The 17480-nt window shown below is 67.4% G+C and carries 15 protein-coding genes; 11 read left to right on the forward strand and 4 right to left on the reverse strand.

Features of this window, described 5'->3' with window-relative positions; translation table 11 throughout:
- Window positions 1–165: 165 nt before the first annotated feature.
- Window positions 166–1743, reverse strand: coding sequence for a phosphoglycerate dehydrogenase (gene serA, locus SM191_RS16390; RefSeq protein WP_341507118.1), 1578 nt, complete (start codon window positions 1741–1743; stop codon window positions 166–168).
- A 98-nt stretch (window positions 1744–1841) separates the two neighbouring features.
- Complete coding sequence (locus tag SM191_RS16395; protein ID WP_341507119.1) at window positions 1842–2999, reverse strand: phosphoserine transaminase; 1158 nt, start codon at window positions 2997–2999, stop codon at window positions 1842–1844.
- Window positions 3000–3237: 238 nt separating this feature from the next.
- Here SM191_RS16395 and SM191_RS16400 point away from each other — a divergent pair, with 238 nt between their 5' ends.
- On the forward strand, window positions 3238–3897 hold the full coding sequence (locus tag SM191_RS16400; RefSeq protein ID WP_341507120.1) for an extensin family protein: 660 nt from the start codon (window positions 3238–3240) through the stop codon (window positions 3895–3897).
- A 33-nt stretch (window positions 3898–3930) separates the two neighbouring features.
- Window positions 3931–4818, forward strand: a complete 888-nt coding sequence (locus SM191_RS16405; protein WP_306998548.1) for an LOG family protein — start codon at window positions 3931–3933, stop codon at window positions 4816–4818.
- A 130-nt stretch (window positions 4819–4948) separates the two neighbouring features.
- Here SM191_RS16405 and typA read toward each other — a convergent pair whose 3' ends face one another.
- A complete protein-coding gene (typA, locus tag SM191_RS16410; protein WP_341507121.1) occupies window positions 4949–6790 on the reverse strand; it encodes a translational GTPase TypA in 1842 nt (613 codons plus the stop codon).
- Between the two features lie 256 nt (window positions 6791–7046).
- Complete coding sequence (locus SM191_RS16415; RefSeq protein ID WP_341507122.1) at window positions 7047–10007, reverse strand: M16 family metallopeptidase; 2961 nt, start codon at window positions 10005–10007, stop codon at window positions 7047–7049.
- Window positions 10008–10204: 197 nt separating this feature from the next.
- Between SM191_RS16415 and SM191_RS16420 the strand changes: the two genes are divergently transcribed.
- The 9 genes from SM191_RS16420 (at window position 10205) to SM191_RS16460 (ending at window position 17450) form a co-directional block, all read left to right on the forward strand.
- Window positions 10205–10984: an aspartyl/asparaginyl beta-hydroxylase domain-containing protein gene (locus SM191_RS16420; RefSeq protein ID WP_341507123.1), complete on the forward strand. Its 780-nt coding sequence runs from the start codon at window positions 10205–10207 to the stop codon at window positions 10982–10984.
- A 122-nt stretch (window positions 10985–11106) separates the two neighbouring features.
- The gene (locus SM191_RS16425; protein WP_341507124.1) at window positions 11107–11679 is read left to right on the forward strand and encodes a NifU family protein; all 573 of its coding nucleotides are present in this window, start codon (window positions 11107–11109) and stop codon (window positions 11677–11679) included.
- Complete coding sequence (locus SM191_RS16430) at window positions 11679–12269, forward strand: malonic semialdehyde reductase (RefSeq protein WP_341507125.1); 591 nt, start codon at window positions 11679–11681, stop codon at window positions 12267–12269. The genes SM191_RS16425 and SM191_RS16430 overlap by 1 nt, the downstream gene beginning before the upstream one ends.
- Window positions 12270–12277: 8 nt before the next feature.
- Entirely contained in the window at window positions 12278–12916 is a 639-nt protein-coding gene (tsaB, locus tag SM191_RS16435; protein WP_341507126.1) for a tRNA (adenosine(37)-N6)-threonylcarbamoyltransferase complex dimerization subunit type 1 TsaB, read from the forward strand.
- A complete protein-coding gene (locus SM191_RS16440; RefSeq protein ID WP_306998536.1) occupies window positions 12916–13386 on the forward strand; it encodes a GNAT family N-acetyltransferase in 471 nt (156 codons plus the stop codon). Before tsaB ends, SM191_RS16440 begins: the two co-directional genes overlap by 1 nt.
- A 99-nt stretch (window positions 13387–13485) precedes the next feature.
- Window positions 13486–13908 (forward strand): Fur family transcriptional regulator, encoded by a 423-nt coding sequence (locus tag SM191_RS16445; RefSeq protein WP_306998534.1) that lies wholly within the window; start codon window positions 13486–13488, stop codon window positions 13906–13908.
- A complete protein-coding gene (locus tag SM191_RS16450; RefSeq protein ID WP_341507127.1) occupies window positions 13908–14657 on the forward strand; it encodes a lysophospholipid acyltransferase family protein in 750 nt (249 codons plus the stop codon). Before SM191_RS16445 ends, SM191_RS16450 begins: the two co-directional genes overlap by 1 nt.
- A 63-nt stretch (window positions 14658–14720) precedes the next feature.
- Window positions 14721–16043 (forward strand): tRNA (N6-isopentenyl adenosine(37)-C2)-methylthiotransferase MiaB, encoded by a 1323-nt coding sequence (gene miaB / locus SM191_RS16455; RefSeq protein ID WP_341507128.1) that lies wholly within the window; start codon window positions 14721–14723, stop codon window positions 16041–16043.
- A 408-nt stretch (window positions 16044–16451) separates the two neighbouring features.
- Complete coding sequence (locus tag SM191_RS16460) at window positions 16452–17450, forward strand: PhoH family protein (RefSeq protein WP_261269325.1); 999 nt, start codon at window positions 16452–16454, stop codon at window positions 17448–17450.
- The last annotated feature ends 30 nt before the right edge of the window (window positions 17451–17480 follow it).

A 17480-nucleotide genomic window follows, 5' to 3' on the forward strand; every position in this document is an offset into this window, starting at 1 on the left:
GGGGGGGGGGGGGGGGGGGGGGGGGCCCGGGGCCTGGCAAGACGCTATCGCCCGGCCCCGCCCCTCACCCAACCAGTTCGAGGTGAACATCGCCCCGCGATGTTCAGGCCATGCCGGGGGCATGGCCGACCTCGAACTCCCCGGAGGGGAGAGGGCTTTTAGGATTTAGAACACCAGACCCATCGCGGTCTTCACGCCCGGCAGCGCCTTGACCTTGCCCAGCAGGTCCGCATCCACCGCCTCGTCGACCGAGAGCAGCAGCACCGCTTCGCCGCCCGCCGAACGACGGCCGAGGTGGAAGGTGCCGATATTGACGCCCGCCTCGCCCAGCGTCGTGCCCAGACGACCGATAAAGCCCGGTGCGTCCTCGTTGACGACATAGAGCATCGGCCCGGCCAGATCGGCCTCGACCTTGATGCCGAACAGTTCGACCAGGCGCGGGGCCTGATCGCCGAACAGCGTGCCAGCGACCGAGCGCTCGCCGTCCGCCGTCTTCACCGACACACGGATCAGCGTGTGGTAATCGCCCTCCCGCTCGGTCCGCACCTCGCGCACCTCGACGCCGCGGTCGCGGGCGAGCAGCGGCGCGTTGACCATGTTGACCGTATCGATCTGGTTGCGCAGGAAACCGGCCAGCACCGCGCTGACCATCGGCTTGGCGTTGAGGTCGGCCGCCGCGCCCTCGGTATGCACCGAGATGCGTGCGATCGCGCCCGTGGTGAGCTGGCCCACCAGCGAGCCGAGCTTTTCGGCCAGCGCCATGTACGGCTTCAGCTTGGGCGCTTCCTCGGCCGACAGGCTCGGCATGTTGAGCGCGTTGGTGACGCCGCCCGACACGAGGTAATCGGCCAGTTGCTCGGCCACCTGGATCGCGACATTGACCTGCGCCTCGGTGGTCGACGCGCCGAGGTGCGGCGTCGAGATGAAGTTGGGCGTGCCGAACAACGGGCTTTCCTTGGCCGGCTCCACCTTGAACACGTCGAGCGCCGCGCCCGCGATATGGCCCGAATCGAGCCCCGCCTTCAGCGCGTCCTCATCGATCAGGCCGCCACGCGCGCAGTTGATGATGCGCACGCCCTTCTTCGTCTTGGCGAGATTCTCCGCCGACAGGATGTTGCGGGTCTGGTCGGTCAAAGGCGTATGCAGCGTGATGAAGTCGGCACGGGCGAGCAGTTCGTCCAGCGTCACCTTCTCCACGCCCATTTCCAGCGCACGCTCGGGCGTCAGGAAGGGATCGAAGGCGACGACCTTCATCCGCAGGCCCAGCGCGCGGTCGGCGACGATCGAGCCGATATTGCCCGCACCGATCAGGCCCAGCGTCTTCGACGTCAGCTCGACGCCCATGAAGCGGTTCTTCTCCCACTTGCCCGCCTGGGTCGAGGCATCGGCCTCGGGCAACTGGCGGGCGAGCGCGAACATCAGCGCGATGGCGTGTTCGGCGGTGGTGATCGAGTTGCCGAACGGCGTATTCATGACCACCACGCCCTTGGCGCTGGCGGCGGGGATATCGACGTTATCGACGCCGATCCCGGCGCGGCCAACGACCTTCAAATTGGTCGCGTGCTCCAGGATGTCCTTGGTGACCTTGGTCGAACTGCGGATCGCCAGGCCGTCATATTGGCCGATGATCGCCTTCAACTCTTCGGGCGTCTTGCCGGTGATCTCGTCCACCTCGACCCCGCGCTCGCGGAAGATCTGGGCGGCCTTGGGGTCCATTTTGTCGCTGATGAGAACTTTGGGCATGGTTCACCTCGTCACCCCAGCGAAGGCTGGGGTCTGGTGCCACGAAGGGCACGATTTGGGAGAGAGGCCCCAGCCTTCGCTGGGGCGACGTACAGAATTCAGGCCGCCTTGGCGGTGGCGTAGGCCCAGTCGAGCCAGGGGCCGAGCGCCTCGATATCGGCGGTTTCGACCGTGGCCCCGCACCAGATGCGCAGGCCCGCAGGCGCGTCGCGATAGCCCGCCACGTCATAGGCGGCACCCTCGGACTCCAGCAGCGAGGCCATCTTCTTGATGACCGCCTCGTCCGCGCCCTGGACCGTCAGGCAGACGCTGGTGGTCGAGCGGATCGCCGGATCGGAGGCCAGATGGCCGAGCCAGTCGCGCTCCTCGACGATCCGGTTCAACGCCGCCGCATTGGCGTCCGAACGCTTGACCAGCGCCTCCGCACCGCCCAGCGCCTTGCCCCATTCCAGCGCGAAAATCGCGTCCTCGACGGCCAGCATAGACGGCGTGTTGATCGTCTCGCCCTTGAACACGCCCTCGGCCAGCTTGCCCTTCGATACCAGGCGGAAGACCTTGGGCAGCGGCCAGGCGGGGGTGTAGGTTTCGAGACGCTCGACCGCGCGGGGGCCGAGGATCAGGACGCCGTGCGCCCCCTCGCCGCCCAGCACCTTCTGCCACGAGAAGGTCGCGACATCGATCTTGTCCCAAGGCAGGTCATAGGCGAACACCGCGCTGGTCGCATCGGCGAAGGACAGGCCCTCGCGGTCGTCGGCGATCCAGTCGCCGTTCGGCACGCGCACGCCGCTGGTGGTGCCGTTCCAGGTGAAGAGCACGTCGTTCGACCAGTCGACCGCATCCAGGTCCGCGATCTGGCCGTAATCGGCGCGCAGGACGGTGGGGTCGAGCTTCAACTGCTTGACCGCGTCGGTCACCCAGCCCTCGCCGAAGCTTTCCCAGGCGAGCGTGGTGACGGGGCGCGCGCCCAGCATCGTCCACATCGCCATTTCGAACGCGCCGGTGTCGGAGCCGGGGACGATGCCGATGCGATGGGTGTCGGGGAGCTTGAGCAATTGGCGCATCAGGTCGATGCAATATTGCAACCGCTGCTTGCCCAGCTTCGAGCGATGCGAACGGCCAAGGCTGTCCGTCGCGAGCTTGGCCGCGTCCCAACCGGGAGGCTTGGCGCAGGGACCGCTGGAAAAATAGGGGCGCGCCGGTTTGGTGGCGGGCTTCGCCGGCGCAAGAGTGGCGTCGGCGGCAGTCGTATCAGTCATTTAAGACTCTCCTCACAGAGAGCACGCGCGGCGTTGGGACCGCGTGGCCCGTCGACGGCCCTAGCGATGCGGATCGATTGTGACAACCACAATCGCCGCGGCGACAGAATAATTCCGAAGTGCGGCGTTCGAGGGCGTTGAACCGATGCGATATTGTCATCGAGCCCTCTCTTCCGAATGCGGGTCGGCACGCTTCGCCGCTAATCGGTTGCAGCGACTCTGTCGTCGAAGGCACAAGATGGCGGTGCGAGCCCGTAGCTATACCTCTCTTTGCGCCCTGGTCCTTCTCGCGGCCTGTGGTCGCACCGACCGACCCGTCCAGCAGGCCACGCGCCCCGAACCTTACCGCCCGCCGATCCGTGAGACCGCGCAATGCGAGGCCGATCTTCGGCGCGACGGCGTCGACTATCGCCGATTGCCGGACAAGGAACTGGGGCCCGGCTGCGGTCTGTACGGCACCGTGCAACTGACCGATATCGGCGTGCCCGTCACCGGCATCACTGCGATGCGGTGCGGCAATGCCCGCGCCTTTGCCGGATGGGTCCGCAACGCCGTCGCCCCCGCCGCGTGGCAGATCCTCGGCTCGCAACTGGTGAAGGTGGAGGGGATGGGCAGCTATGCCTGCCGCAACATCGTCGGCACCGCGCGGATGGGCGACCGACGCTCGGGCCATGCGCTGGCCAATGCGGTGGATGTCGGCGGCTTCGTGCTGAAGGACGGGCGGCGGATCACGTTGCTGAACGACTGGAATTCGCCCGATCCGCAAATCCGGCAATTCTGGACGACGATCCGCGCATCGGCTTGTCGGCGCTTCGGCACGGTGCTGACCCCCGATTACAATGCCGCGCACCGCAATCACCTGCATCTGGAGGATGATAAGGCGCGCTTTTGCCGGTAGCGCGGGGGCAGCCGATCCCCTACATCATCCAAAATGACCGATAAGACCCAAGTACCGAACCGCGTCTTCCCCAATGCCAGCCAGGACGCCGAAAGCGCCAAGACGATCGTCTCGACGCCCCAGACCGAAAGCCCCGCCTATACGCTGGCCTTTCAGGACATGGACTTCCTGCTGCGCGAAGACCTTCGGCCCGTCCGTTTCCAGTTGGAACTGCTGAAGGCGCAGTTGCTGCTCGAAGAGGCCAAGATCGCCTCGACCTTCGTCTTCTACGGCTCGGCGCGTATCCCGGAGCCTGCCAAGGCCAAGGCGCTGCTCGAACTGGCGCATGACGACAAGTCGCGGCGGATCGCCGAGAATCTCGTCGCCAAGAGCAAATATTACGACATCGCGCGCGAACTGGCGCAGATCACCAGCCGCCTGCCCCGCGACGATCGCGGGATGCGGCAGTTCGTGGTGTGCTCTGGCGGTGGCCCTTCGATCATGGAGGCGGCCAATCGCGGCGCGCATGACGTCGGGGCCGAGTCGGTGGGGCTCAACATCGTCCTGCCGCACGAACAGGCCCCCAACCCCTATGTCACGCCCTCGCTCAGCCTCCAGTTCCACTATTTCGCGCTGCGCAAGATGCACTTCCTGCTCCACGCGCGGGCGCTGGCGGCCTTCCCCGGCGGATTCGGCACCTTCGACGAATTGTTCGAACTGCTGACCCTGATCCAGACGGGGAAGATTCAGCCTATCCCGGTGCTTCTCTTCGGACGCGCCTTCTGGGAACGGGTGATCGATTTCGAGGCACTGGTCGAGGAAGGCGTGGTGTCCGAGCGCGACCTGGGCATCTTCACCTATGTCGAAACCGCCGAGGAAGCGTGGGACGTGGTCCGCAACTTCTATGAGGAGCGCGCCCGCAAGGAAGCCGAGCAGGGGTAAGGCCCTGGCGTCTTGAAAGCTTGGCAGAGCCCGTCGTCGCGAGATGGCGGGCTTTGTCGTGAGCAAGCGTCAGGTTCGTCGCGTGGCCCAACGAAAACGGGCCGGACGTTTCCGCCCGGCCCTTCCCTGATTACGCCGCCTTCGAGCGAGCCGCGCGCTTGCGCTCGTTCGGGTCGAGATAGCGCTTGCGCAGACGGATCGACTTCGGGGTCACTTCGACCATCTCGTCGTCGTCGATATAGGCAATCGCCTGCTCCAGCGTCATCTTCTTCGGCGGGGTCAGGCGGATCGCGTCGTCCTTGCCGCCGCTTGCGCGGAAGTTGGTCAACTGCTTCGCCTTCATCGGGTTGACCTCGAGGTCATCCGTCTTGGCGTTCTCGCCGATGATCATGCCTTCGTACAGCGCTTCGCCGTGACCGACGAACAGGATGCCGCGCTCTTCGAGCGGACCCAGTGCATAGCCCTGTGCTTCGCCCGCGCCGTTCGAGATCAGGACGCCGTTCTTGCGGCCTTCGATCTTGCCCTTGTGGGGGCCGTACTTCTCGAACAGGCGGTTCATGATGCCGGTGCCGCGCGTGTCCGACAGGAACTCGCCGTGATAGCCGATCATGCCGCGCGACGGCGCGGAGAAGGTGATGCGGGTCTTGCCACCGCCCGAGGGACGCATGTCGGTCATCTCGGCCTTGCGCAGGTTCATCTTCTCGACGACCGTGCCCGAATATTCCTCGTCCACGTCGATGATGACGGTTTCGTACGGCTCGGTCTTCTTGCCGTCCTCGTCCTCGCCGAACAGCACGCGCGGGCGGCTGATGCCCAGTTCGAAGCCTTCGCGGCGCATCGTCTCGATCAGAACGCCAAGCTGGAGTTCGCCGCGACCGGCAACTTCGAAGCTGTCGCGGTCGTCGCTCTCGGTGACCTTCACCGCGACGTTCGATTCCGCTTCGCGCATCAGGCGGTCGCGGATCATGCGGCTGGTCACCTTGGTGCCCTCACGCCCCGCCATCGGCGAGTCGTTGACGGCGAAGCGCATCGACAGCGTCGGCGGATCGATCGGCTGCGCCTGGAGCGGCACGGTGACGCTGGTGTCGGCGATGGTGTTCGCCACGGTCGCGACCGCCAGACCGGCGAGCGAAATGATGTCGCCCGCCTTCGCTTCCTCGACCGGCACGCGGTCCAGGCCACGGAAGGACAGGATCTTCGACGCGCGGCCGGTTTCGATGACATTGCCATCGGCGTCGAGCGCGTGGATCGCCTGGTTCAGCTTGACCGTGCCCGAATTGACGCGGCCGGTCAGGATACGACCCAGGAAGTTGTCGCGGTCGAGCAGCGTCACCAGGAAGGTGAAGGGCACGTCCTCGACCTCGACCTTCGGGGCCGGAACATGGTTCACGATCGTCTCGAACATCGGGATCAGCGTGCCTTCGCGCGCGTCCATATCGGTCGAGGCATAGCCGTTGCGGCCCGAGGCGTAGAGGACCGGGAAGTCCAACTGCTCGTCATTCGCGTCGAGCGAGACGAACAGGTCGAACACTTCGTCCAGCACTTCCTGGATACGCGCGTCGGCGCGGTCGACCTTGTTGACGACGACGATGGGCTTCAGGCCCAGCGCCAGCGCCTTGCCGGTCACGAACTTCGTCTGCGGCATGGCGCCTTCCGACGAGTCGACCAGCAGGACGACGCCGTCGACCATCGACAGGATGCGCTCCACCTCGCCGCCGAAGTCGGCGTGGCCGGGGGTGTCGACGATGTTGATGCGGATCGACTCGTCGCTGCCCGGCGGAGTCCAGTCGACCGAGGTCGGCTTGGCGAGAATCGTGATCCCGCGCTCCTTTTCCAGGTCGTTGGAGTCCATCGCGCGCTCTTCGACACGCTGGTTGTCGCGGAAGGTGCCCGACTGGCGGAACAGCTGATCAACCAGGGTCGTCTTGCCATGGTCGACGTGCGCGATGATCGCCACGTTGCGGAGGCTCATGCAAATTTCTCTTGTTCGGAGGGTATGTCGCCGGGGCCCATAGCCGAAATGCGGCGCGAGCGAAAGGGCGGCGCGGATTTTGCGGCGCACAAAGGTTGTTCAGGGCGGAAACGTGCGGCCGAACACCTGGTTCCTCCCCGGCACGGGGAGGTGGCAGGCCGAAGGCCTGACGGAGGGGGGCTTCCCACAGGACGCCCCTTGCGACACGCCCCCTCAACCAGCCTGCGACTGGTCCCCCTCCCCGTGCCGGGGAGGATCATTTGGCCTTGGGCACCACCTTCACCGACCAGTCCGTATCGGGCCGCAGGAAGCGTGCCGCGACCGCCTGCAAATCCGCCGGACCGATCGAGACGAAGTCCTGCGCCAGCCGCCTGGTCGCCTCGACCCGTTGCGGGTCATAGGCCGCCCCCCCCAGGCGCTGCATCCAGAACTGGTTGCCCGACGCCATGCGCGCCAGGCGCTGTGCCATGGGCCGCTTGATCCGTTGCAGTTCGTCCGCGCCGATCGGATGGGCGGCAAGGTCGGCGGCGATGGCGCGCGCGGTGTTCAGGAAGAAGTCGACCTTGTCGGGCGCGACCATGCCGATCGCGATCATCCGCCCGCCACTGGGCAGGCCGACCGGCCATTGGCTGGCGACCTGCGGGCTGTAGCTCGCGCCTGCCTTCGACCGGAGCTGGTCCATCAGCCGGTCGGAAAAGACCTGCGCCAGCACGTCCAGCCGGTTGCGGATACGGTCATCCGCCGATCCGCCGCCGGTCGGCCAGGCGATCACCGCCGCCGCCTGGTCGGCGGGGCCAGTATGGGTGCGCACCACCGGGGTGGCGACATGCGCGGGGAAGCGGACCGGCGGCACCGGCCCCACCGTCGCGGGCCGTGCCGGGATCGCGCCGAAGCTGTTCGCCACCGCCGCGATCGCCTCGTCCGGCTTCACGTCGCCGAAGACCGACACCTCGATCGGCCCCGTGGCGAGCAGCGGGGCCCAGAGCGCCTTGAAGCTTTCGGGCGTGGTAGCCTGGATCGCCTCGCGCGGCGGGGTGCCCCAGCGGGGATCGCCGTCGCGCAGCAGCCGTTCCAGATCATGGCCCAGCACCCCGTCGGGCGAGGCGTCGAATCCGTCATAGCCCGCCAGCATCGCCGCCTTGGCCCGGTTGACCGGTGCGGGGTCCCAGCGCGGCGCAACCAGCTTGGCCGCCATCAGCTTCAGATTATCGGCATAATCGCCGGGCGAACTGAGCGCGTTGAAGGAAAAGGCGTCATCGTCGATGTCGAAGTCCATCCCCATGCGCCGCCCGGCCGTCAGCCGGTCGAGATCGCCTTGGTCGAACTTGCCGACGCCGCCCGCGACCAGCGCGAGATCGGCGGCCCAGGCGGCGCTTTCCCGGTCGGCCGGAAGCGCATTGTATCCGCGCCCGAACCGCGCCCGCAGATAGACGCGCCCCGTCTCCCCGTCATTGGCCAGCAGCAGCAGGCGGGTGCCGTTGGCGAAGGTGATCTTCTCCACCCCCAGCTCGTCGATCTTCTCACGCGACACGACCTTGCCGGGCGTGCCCAGCTTGGGGAGCTGCGCGAAACTGATATTGCCCTGGCGGCGGCGATGCTCGGCCAACGGACGGACATCGGCCTTCAACGCGGCGGTCAGGCGTGCGACCGCATCGGGCTCCGGCGTGCGGGTGTTCACCAGCGCGCGGGTCGCCGTGCCCTGGAATATCTTCCGGGTCGAGGCGAGCACCGAGTCGGGCGTGAACATCTTCTTGTCGATCGCCTGGCGCAGGATCTGATAGCTCGTCTCGGGCGCGGTCACGGTTTCGCGGATGTCGAGCGCGCCGACCATGTCGTCGGCCTGCTTGGCCCCCGCCTCCACCCGCGCGGTGTCGACCTGGGTGCGCAGGATCGCGTCGTAATCGGCGAGTTCGCGGTCGATCTCGGCTTGCGTCGGCTTGGTCGCCATGGCGGAGGCGATGACCGCGCGTACGTCCTTCAGCGCGGCTTCCCAATTGTCGCCGATCGGTATGACGTTGACGGTGGTCACATTGGCCGAGCGCGACACGTCGTCCAGCGCGACGCTGGCCTGAAGGAAGCTGCCCCCCGCCCGCGCCCGATTTTCCAGACGGCGGCTGATGAGGCGCGCGGCGACCATGTCGACCATCCGCTTCTGGTTGAAGATCGCGGTATCGTCCTGATATTTCCAGGGACGCAGCACCGCCATCGCCACCACCGGCGGCATCGCCGGTTCGACCAGCGCGCCCGCGACGGCGGCATCCGCCTTGGGACTGCCGAAATCGGGGGCGGGCGGCCTGGGGCCGACGCCCTGCCAGTCGCCGAAATTCCTGGCGACCAGCCGCGCGAACAGCAGCGGGTCGAGATCGCCCGAGATGATCACCACCGTATTTTCAGGGCGATACCAGCGGTCGTGGAAAGCGCGCACGCTGTCGGGCGTCGCGGCCTCCAGCGTCTTGAGCTGGCCGATCGGCGAGCGCTCGGCGAGCGGTTGTCCGGCGAAGAAGGTCTCGCGCAGCTTGTCCGAATAGCGGACCTGCGGGCCGGGCTGCTCGCGCCGCTCGGCCAGGACGACGGGCCGCTCGGCATTCAGCGCCTCGTTGGTCATGGAGGGGGCGGACATCATGCCCGCGAGGATCTTCAGGCTTTCGTCCAGCCCCTGCTCGGTCGCGCCGGGCAGATCGAGTTGATAGACGGTCTGGGTCGGCGTGGTGGAGGCGTTGGAGTCCGAACCGAAGGTCGCGCCCAGCCGCTGCCAGATGCGCTTGGCTTCGCCATCGGGCACATGCTGCGATCCACGGAAGGACAGATGCTCGATCAGATGCGCGAAGCCGCGCTCCGAATCGCTTTCGTTGAGTGAACCGGCATCGATCCGCACCCGGACCGCCACCTGCCCCGGCGGCACGCCGTTGCGCCGCACGGCATAGCGCAGGCCGTTCGGCAGGGTGCCGAACTTCCATGCCTTGTCCTGCGGCAGGTCCGAGTCCTTGTAGAGCCACGGGCTCTGGTCGACGCCCGCTATCGGCGGCAACGGGGCGAGCGGATCGCGCGCCGTCTGCGGCTGGGGTGCGGTCGCCACGGTGGCGGGGACCGGCATACCCTGCGGGACCGATGGGTCCTGGGGCCGGTCGGTCCGGGGAGCCTGACCGATGACGGGAAGCGCCAGTCCGAGAAGGACCGGCAGGGCAAGACAGCGCATTGCGCGGGACGGAAACGCCATTCCCCCTCTTAACCCGTGGCCCGCCGCTTCGCCAGCCGCCCCTAAATCGCCCCAAAGCGCCTTGATCGCGCCGCGCCACCAGCCGCCGCGCCATCATTTGGGCGCACTATGCGCTTAGGGCGATGTCACTGATCCCGCATGACAAGGGCCCGTCAAAGGCCCGGATGCGGGGGCAGGCCGGGGATGTACGGAACGTGATGACCAAGTCGATGAATGCCGGTGCCCGGCGTCGGGCATCGGACACAATATGGCATGAATCGGGCGAAACCGATGGCGATGGACCGATGCCCGCCGCCCGGCGATTTCAGCGCGATTCGGACCGGGTCGAGCGTATCGCGACTCTGGTCCCGCCACCCGCCGCCGAACCCGTCGCAGGTCCGCCCGTCCCCGCCCCGACCGGCGGCGCGATGCTCCACCGGTTCGGCCGCCTGTTCGACGGGCTGATCGCGTCCCAGTCGCTGGCCTCCACCGATCCCGTTCTCGACGTTCGCGACTTCGCCTGGACCGCCGGGCTGCGCCGCGAATGGGCCGCGATTCGCGCCGAGGCGGTGGCGATGGCGCCCTCCGGCCTGATGCCGCTCTGGCAGGATGGCGGGGCGGTGCCCATTCGCGCGGCGGGGTGCCCGCGCACCCTCGCGGCGCTTCGGGCGATCCCCGGCCTGTACGACGCCGCCTTCGCCTCGCTCGCGCCCAATGCGCATATCCCGACGCGGCGCGGCGCGACCAAGGGGCTGATCACCTGTCACCTCGGACTGGTCGTGCCGCGCGACGGCGGGGCCCGGATGCGCGTGCGCGATCGCATCCTCCGCTGGGCGGAGGGCGAGACGCTGATCTTCGACGACAGCTTCGATCACGAGATCCACAACGACGCCGAAGGGCAGCGGATCGTCCTGCGCATCCGCTTCGCCCGCCCGCTGCGACAGCCGGGGCAATGGGTGGCGGGGGCGGTGCTGCGGCTGTTGCGGGGGCGGATCTGATCCGATCCTCCCCGATGCGGGGAGGATCTTGCCGAACCGCCCAGCCCCAGGTTGCGCGCTAGAAACGCATCCTTTCCCGTGTCCCGCTTGATCCCCGCCGCCGCCCGCGCCACATGGGGGCCATGCTGATCGAGACCGAACCCACGCCCAACCCGGCGACGCTGAAATTCCTGCCCGGCCGCAAGGTGATGGACAGCGGGACCCGCGACTTCGCCTCCCCCGAGGAAGCCGAGGCCAGCCCGTTGGCCGAGGCGATCTTCAATCTGGGCGACGTGACCGGCGTGTTCTTCGGTCGCGACTTCGTGTCGGTGACGATCGCGCCGGGGGCCGAATGGTCGGACGTGAAGCCCGATGTGCTGGGCATCCTGCTCGACCATTTCTCGGCACAGATGCCGCTGTTCAAGCAGGGCGCGGCGGACTTCGCGGTGCCGGTGGAGGAAGAAGCCTTTGCCGACGATCCCGAGGACGCCGACATCGTCGCGCAAATCCGCGAACTGATCGACACGCGCGTGCGGCCTGCGGTCGCCAATGACGGCGGCGATATCGTCTATCGCGGCTTCGACAAGGGCAAGGTCTATCTGAAGATGCAGGGTGCCTGCGCGGGTTGCCCCTCTTCGTCGGCGACCCTGAAGAACGGCATCGAGCAGTTGCTCCGCCACTACGTCCCCGAAGTCACCGAAGTGAGGGCCGTCTGATGAACCCGATCGACGACGCCAGCCTGGACCGGCTGTTCCGCGAGGGGCGCACCTTCAACCATTATCTCGACAAGCCCGTGGGCGAGGACGAATTCCGGGCGCTTTGGGACCTGATGAAGATGCCCCCGACCTCGACCAACCAGAGCCCCGCGCGGCTGGTCTGGTGCCTGAGCCAGGAGGCCAAGGACAAGCTGGCCGATTGCGCCAGCGGCAGCAATGCGGAGAAGATTCGCGCCGCGCCCGCCACGGTCATCATCGGCATGGACGTGAATTTCCACGAATATCTGCCGCAGCTATTCCCGCATGTCGATGCCAAGAGCTGGTTCGACGGCAATACCGAATTGCGCGAGGCCTCGGCCTTTCGCAACAGTTCGCTCCAGGGGGCCTATCTGATCCTCGCGGCACGGGCGCTGGGGCTGGATACCGGCGCGATGTCGGGCTTCGATCAGGGTGCGGTGGACAAGGCCTTCTTCGCCGATCAGCCGGGCGTGCGGTCCAACTTCATCGCGACCATCGGCTATGGCGACCGCAGCACGCTTCACCCGCGCAATCCGCGCCTGGCGTTCGAACAAGCCAACCGAATCGTCTGAGCCGCACCTTGCGCACGCTGGTCATCGACACCGCCACCGCCGCCTGCTCGGTCGCCCTGCTCGACGGCGGCCGGGTGATCGCCCGCGCGCATGACGTGGTCGGGCGCGGCCATGCCGAAAAGCTGGTGCCGATGATCGCCGACCTGCCGGATGGCGGACGGGCAGAGCGCATCCTGGTCGATTGCGGCCCCGGCAGCTTCACCGGCATCCGCGTGGGCATCGCCGCCGCGCGCGGGCTGGCACTGGGTTGGGGGGCGAGCGCGTCGGGCTACAATTCGCTGGCGCTGGTCGCCGCCGCCTTTTTCGCGGACGCGCCGGACGAAAGTGTCTCGGTCGTGCTGGAGGGCGGACATGGCGAGGTCTTCGTACAGGCTTTCGCGCGTGACCTGACCCCGCTCTCCCTCTTCGCGTCGATGAAGCCCGATGCGGCGCTGGCAGCGCTCGACGGGCGGACGGCGGTCGGCAACGGTGTGCGCTGGCTGACCCCGCTGCAAGCCGACCTGCCCGTGGTCGAGGCGTTGCCCGATGCGGCGGAGGCGTGGCGCCTGCCCGCCGCCCTGACCGACCTGCCCCCCCGCCCCGTCTATGGCCGCGCGCCCGACGCCAAGCTGCCCGGCGGGATCACGCCGCCGGGGCTCGCCGCCTGATGGCCAGCCTCAGCCTGACACTGCGCGGCGGCGATGCGCGTGATGCCGGGGTCGTCGAACAGGTCATGGCCGCCGCCTTCGACCCGCAATGGGGAGAGGCGTGGACCCGCGCGCAATTGCTCGGCGTGATGGCGATGCCGGGCATTCACCTGCTGATCGCGGAGGCGGGCGGCGACGCGGTGGGCTTCGCCCTGACCCGCTCGGTGATGGACGAGGCGGAATTGCTGCTGCTCGGCGTCGCGCCCGATCACCGCCGCAGCGGCATCGCCAGCGCGCTGGTCCGCATGGTCGTCGCCGACTGCGCCGCGCGCGGGGTGGTCACGCTGCATCTGGAGGTCCGGTCGAACAATCCGGCCGTGCTGTTCTATACCGCGCACGGCTTTGAGAAATGCGGCGAACGGCGCAATTATTACAAGGGCGCGGACGGGCGGCATTACGACGCCCACACCTATTCCCGAGCCATCGGCTGACCCGATCACAGTTTCCGGGTTATTGCGAGTCGCTATCCCCTTTTCGCAATAGTGCTTTGCGCGTAGAGAGGGGATCAGCCCGAGGAGTTACACGTTACCATGGCCCGCAAAATCGATCTCGAAGCGCTGTGCGCACAAAAAGGACTGCGCATCACCGAACAGCGCCGCGTGATCGCCCGCGTCCTGTCGGAAGCGGAGGACCATCCCGATGTGGAAAAGGTCTATGAGCGCGCCGCCAAGATCGATCCGGGCATCTCGATCGCGACGGTGTACCGCACGGTCCGCCTGTTCGAAGAGGCGGGCATCCTCGACCGCCATGATTTCGGCGATGGCCGCGCCCGCTACGAACCCTCGCCCGAAGCACATCACGACCATCTGATCGATGTCGAGACGGGCCGTGTGATCGAGTTCGTCGATCCCGAACTGGAGCAACTGCAAAAGGCGATCGCCGAAAAGCTGGGCTTCCGCCTGGTCGACCACCGGATGGAGCTTTACGGCGTCAGCCTCGACCGCAAGAACTGATGGCGGCGGTCGCCGCCTCGATCGACGCCGACCGTAAAGGCGGCCTGCGCGCAGCAGGTCGCCTTTCTTGCATTATCGGCACCTTGCTGGTCGCGCTGGCGCTGCACGGCGCGTGGCGGGCGCTGGGGCGGGACTCGCCCTGGCCGCGCCGGTTCCTGCGGCGGGTGGCCGTCATTCTGGGCGCGGATATCCGGGTGGTCGGCCAGCCGCTGACCCGCGATGCGGTGATCGCGGCCAATCACCTGAGCTGGTTCGATATTCTTCTGCTGGCGGGCACGTCGGGCGCGCGCTTCGTCGCCAAGGCGGAGGTGGCGAGCCTGCCGCTGATCGGCTGGCTGGCGAGCCTCAACCGCACCCTCTTCGTCGAGCGCGGCGACCGGCTGGGCGTCGGCGATCAGGTGGCGACGATCCGCGCGGCGCTGACCGAGGGACAGCCCTTGGCGATCTTTCCCGAGGGCACGACCGGCGACGATCTGTCGCTCCTGCCCTTCAAGCCCGCCCTGTTCGCCGCGCTCGTCCCGCCGGTCCCCGGCATCCGGGTGCAGCCGGTACGGATCGACTATGGCGCGGCGGCCGCCGATCTGGCGTGGCTGGGCGAGGATGCGGGCGATGCCCATGCCAAGCGGGTGTTGCGCCGACCGGGGCGGTTCATCGTGACGCTCCACTATCTAGCCCCCTTCGACCCCGCCGACTTTCCCGACCGCAAGGCCATGGCGGCGGAGGCACGCGCGCGGATCGCCGCGTCCTGACGCGCGGGACGACGGATTGCCGGGTGCTGGCGACGCGGCCCGATTTGCGATAAGGGGCGCGTCATGCCCGCATCCCCCAAGACCTTTCACGTCAAGTCCTTCGGCTGTCAGATGAACGTCTATGACGGCGAGCGCATGGCCGAGTTGATGGCCGCGCAAGGCCTGTCGTCGACCGATGATGCCGGTGCCGCCGACTTGGTCGTGCTCAACACCTGCCATATCCGCGAGCGCGCGACCGAGCGCGTCTATTCGGAGATCGGCCGCCTGCGCAAGGACGCCGGCGAGCAGGGCCGCAAGCCGATGATCGCGGTCGCGGGCTGCGTCGCACAGGCCGAGGGCGCGGAGATCGTCCGTCGCGCCAAGGTGGACGTGGTCGTCGGACCGCAGGCCTATCACAACCTGCCCGCACTCGTCGCCAAGGCGGCGGCGGGCGAGGCGGCGCTCGACACGGACATGCCGGTCGAGTCGAAGTTCGGCCACCTGCCCGGTCGTCGCAAGGTGAACCCGTCCGCCTTTCTGACGGTGCAGGAAGGCTGCGACAAATTCTGCACCTATTGCGTGGTGCCCTATACGCGCGGCGCGGAGGTCAGCCGTCCCTTCGCCGCGATCGTCGACGAGGCCAAGGCGCTGGTCGATGCGGGCGCGCGTGAGATCACGCTGCTGGGCCAGAACGTCAACGCCTGGAACGATGCGGACGATCGCGGCCTGCACGGCCTGATCCGCGAGTTGGACCGGATTCCGGGGCTGCACCGCATCCGCTATACGACCAGCCACCCCAACGACATGACGCAGGGGCTGATCGACGCGCACCGCGATGTCGAGAGCCTGATGCCCTTCCTGCATCTGCCGGTCCAGTCGGGCAATGACCGCATCCTGAAGGCGATGAACCGCCAGCATAGTCGCGACAGCTATATGCGGCTGATCGACCGCGTTCGGGCGGTGCGGCCCGACATCGCGCTGTCGGGCGATTTCATCGTCGGCTTCCCCGGCGAAACCGAGGCGGAGTTCGCCGACACGCTGAGCCTGGTCGATGCGATGGGTCATGCCCAGGCGTTCAGCTTCAAATATTCCCCCCGCCCCGGCACCCCGGCGGCGACCATGGCGGACCAGGTTCCGGCGGAGGTGATGGACGACCGACTCCAGCGCCTGCAAGCGGCGCTCAACCGCGACCAGCACGCGTTCAACGCCGCCAGCGTCGGGCGGACCTGCACCGTGTTGATCGAACGGCGCGGCAAGCTGCCCGGCCAGATGCTCGGCAAGTCGCCCTGGCTCCAGTCGGTCCATCTGATCGGCGACCACCGGATCGGCGACCTGGTCGAGGTAGAACTGGTCGCGGCCGGACCCAACTCGCTGACCGGACAGGCAAAGATCCGCGAGGCGGCGTAAGCCCCTTCCTTTCCTCCGTTCAGGCTGAGCGAAGTCGAAGCCCACGCCAAAGATTTTGTTCACGCGAAGGCGCAAAGGCGCTGCATTTGCGGATGATGCATCTCGTCATCGCAGCCGGAAGACTTTGAGGCGACCGGAGGCTGATGGACACAGTGCGCAGCCGGGCGTACCATCTTTGCGCCTTCGCGGCTTCGCGTGAACCATTTTCCTTTGATCGCGCGGAGGCGCAGAGAGCGCGGAGGTAGAAGAAGGTCTCCCGATCGCGAGGGTGGGCTCTTCTTCTCTGCGCCCTCTGCGCCTCCGCGCGCCAAAAACCTTCCGCCGTCACACCTATGTCATGCAATTTCGCTGGCGTTCCGATCCCGTCGCCCCCATCTTGGTGGCAACCACAGACGGTGAAAGGACCGCATGAGCCGCAAGCCCCTCCCCGCCCAGGCCGGTGAACGCAGCCGGGCGGAACTCAGCTTCGACAAGCCGCAAGTGCTGGCGCAGCTGTTCGGCCAATATGACCGCAATCTGGTCGCGTTGGAAAATCGACTGGGCGTCTACATCACCGCACGCGGCAACCGGGTGGGGCTGGAGGGAACCGCCGAGCAGGTCGGCCTGGCCCGCGACGTGCTGAACGACCTGTACGCCCGTATCCAGCGGGGGGAAGAGGTGGATACCGGACTGGTCGACGCCTCGATCGCGATGGCGTCCGAACCGACGCTCGACGGTATCCTGAGCGCGGAACGCACCTCCGCCCCGCCGATCATGATCCGCACGCGCAAGAAGACGATCGTGCCGCGCACCCCGGCCCAGGCGCATTATATGAAGCAGCTCGTGTCGAACGACATGATCTTCGCGCTCGGGCCCGCCGGCACCGGCAAGACCTATGTCGCGGTGGCGCAGGCGGTGGCGCAGCTCATCACCGGCTCGGTCCAGCGGCTGATCCTGTCGCGCCCGGCGGTCGAGGCAGGCGAGCGGCTGGGCTTCCTGCCCGGCGACATGAAGGAGAAGGTCGATCCCTATCTCCGCCCGCTCTACGACGCGCTCTATGACTGCCTCCCCGCCGAGCAGGTGGAACGGCGCATCGCCAGCGGTGAGATCGAGATCGCGCCGATCGCCTTCATGCGTGGCCGGACGCTGGCCGATGCCTTCGTCATCCTCGACGAGGCGCAGAACACCACGCCTGCGCAGATGAAGATGTTCCTGACCCGCTTCGGCCAGAACAGCCGCATGGTCATCTGCGGCGATCCCAACCAGGTCGACCTGCCCGGCGGTGTCGCCGCCTCCGGCCTGGCGGATGCGGTTCGCCGCCTGGAGGGGGTGGAGGGCATCGCGATGAGCCGCTTCACCGCCGCCGACGTGGTCCGCCACCCGATCGTCGGCCGGATCGTCGATGCCTATGAGGGGCCCAACGCCTGACCCTGCTTTCGATGGCGTAACGGTGGAACT

Source organism: Sphingomonas sp. 2378, from assembly GCF_038084995.1.
Classification (GTDB): domain Bacteria; phylum Pseudomonadota; class Alphaproteobacteria; order Sphingomonadales; family Sphingomonadaceae; genus Sphingomonas.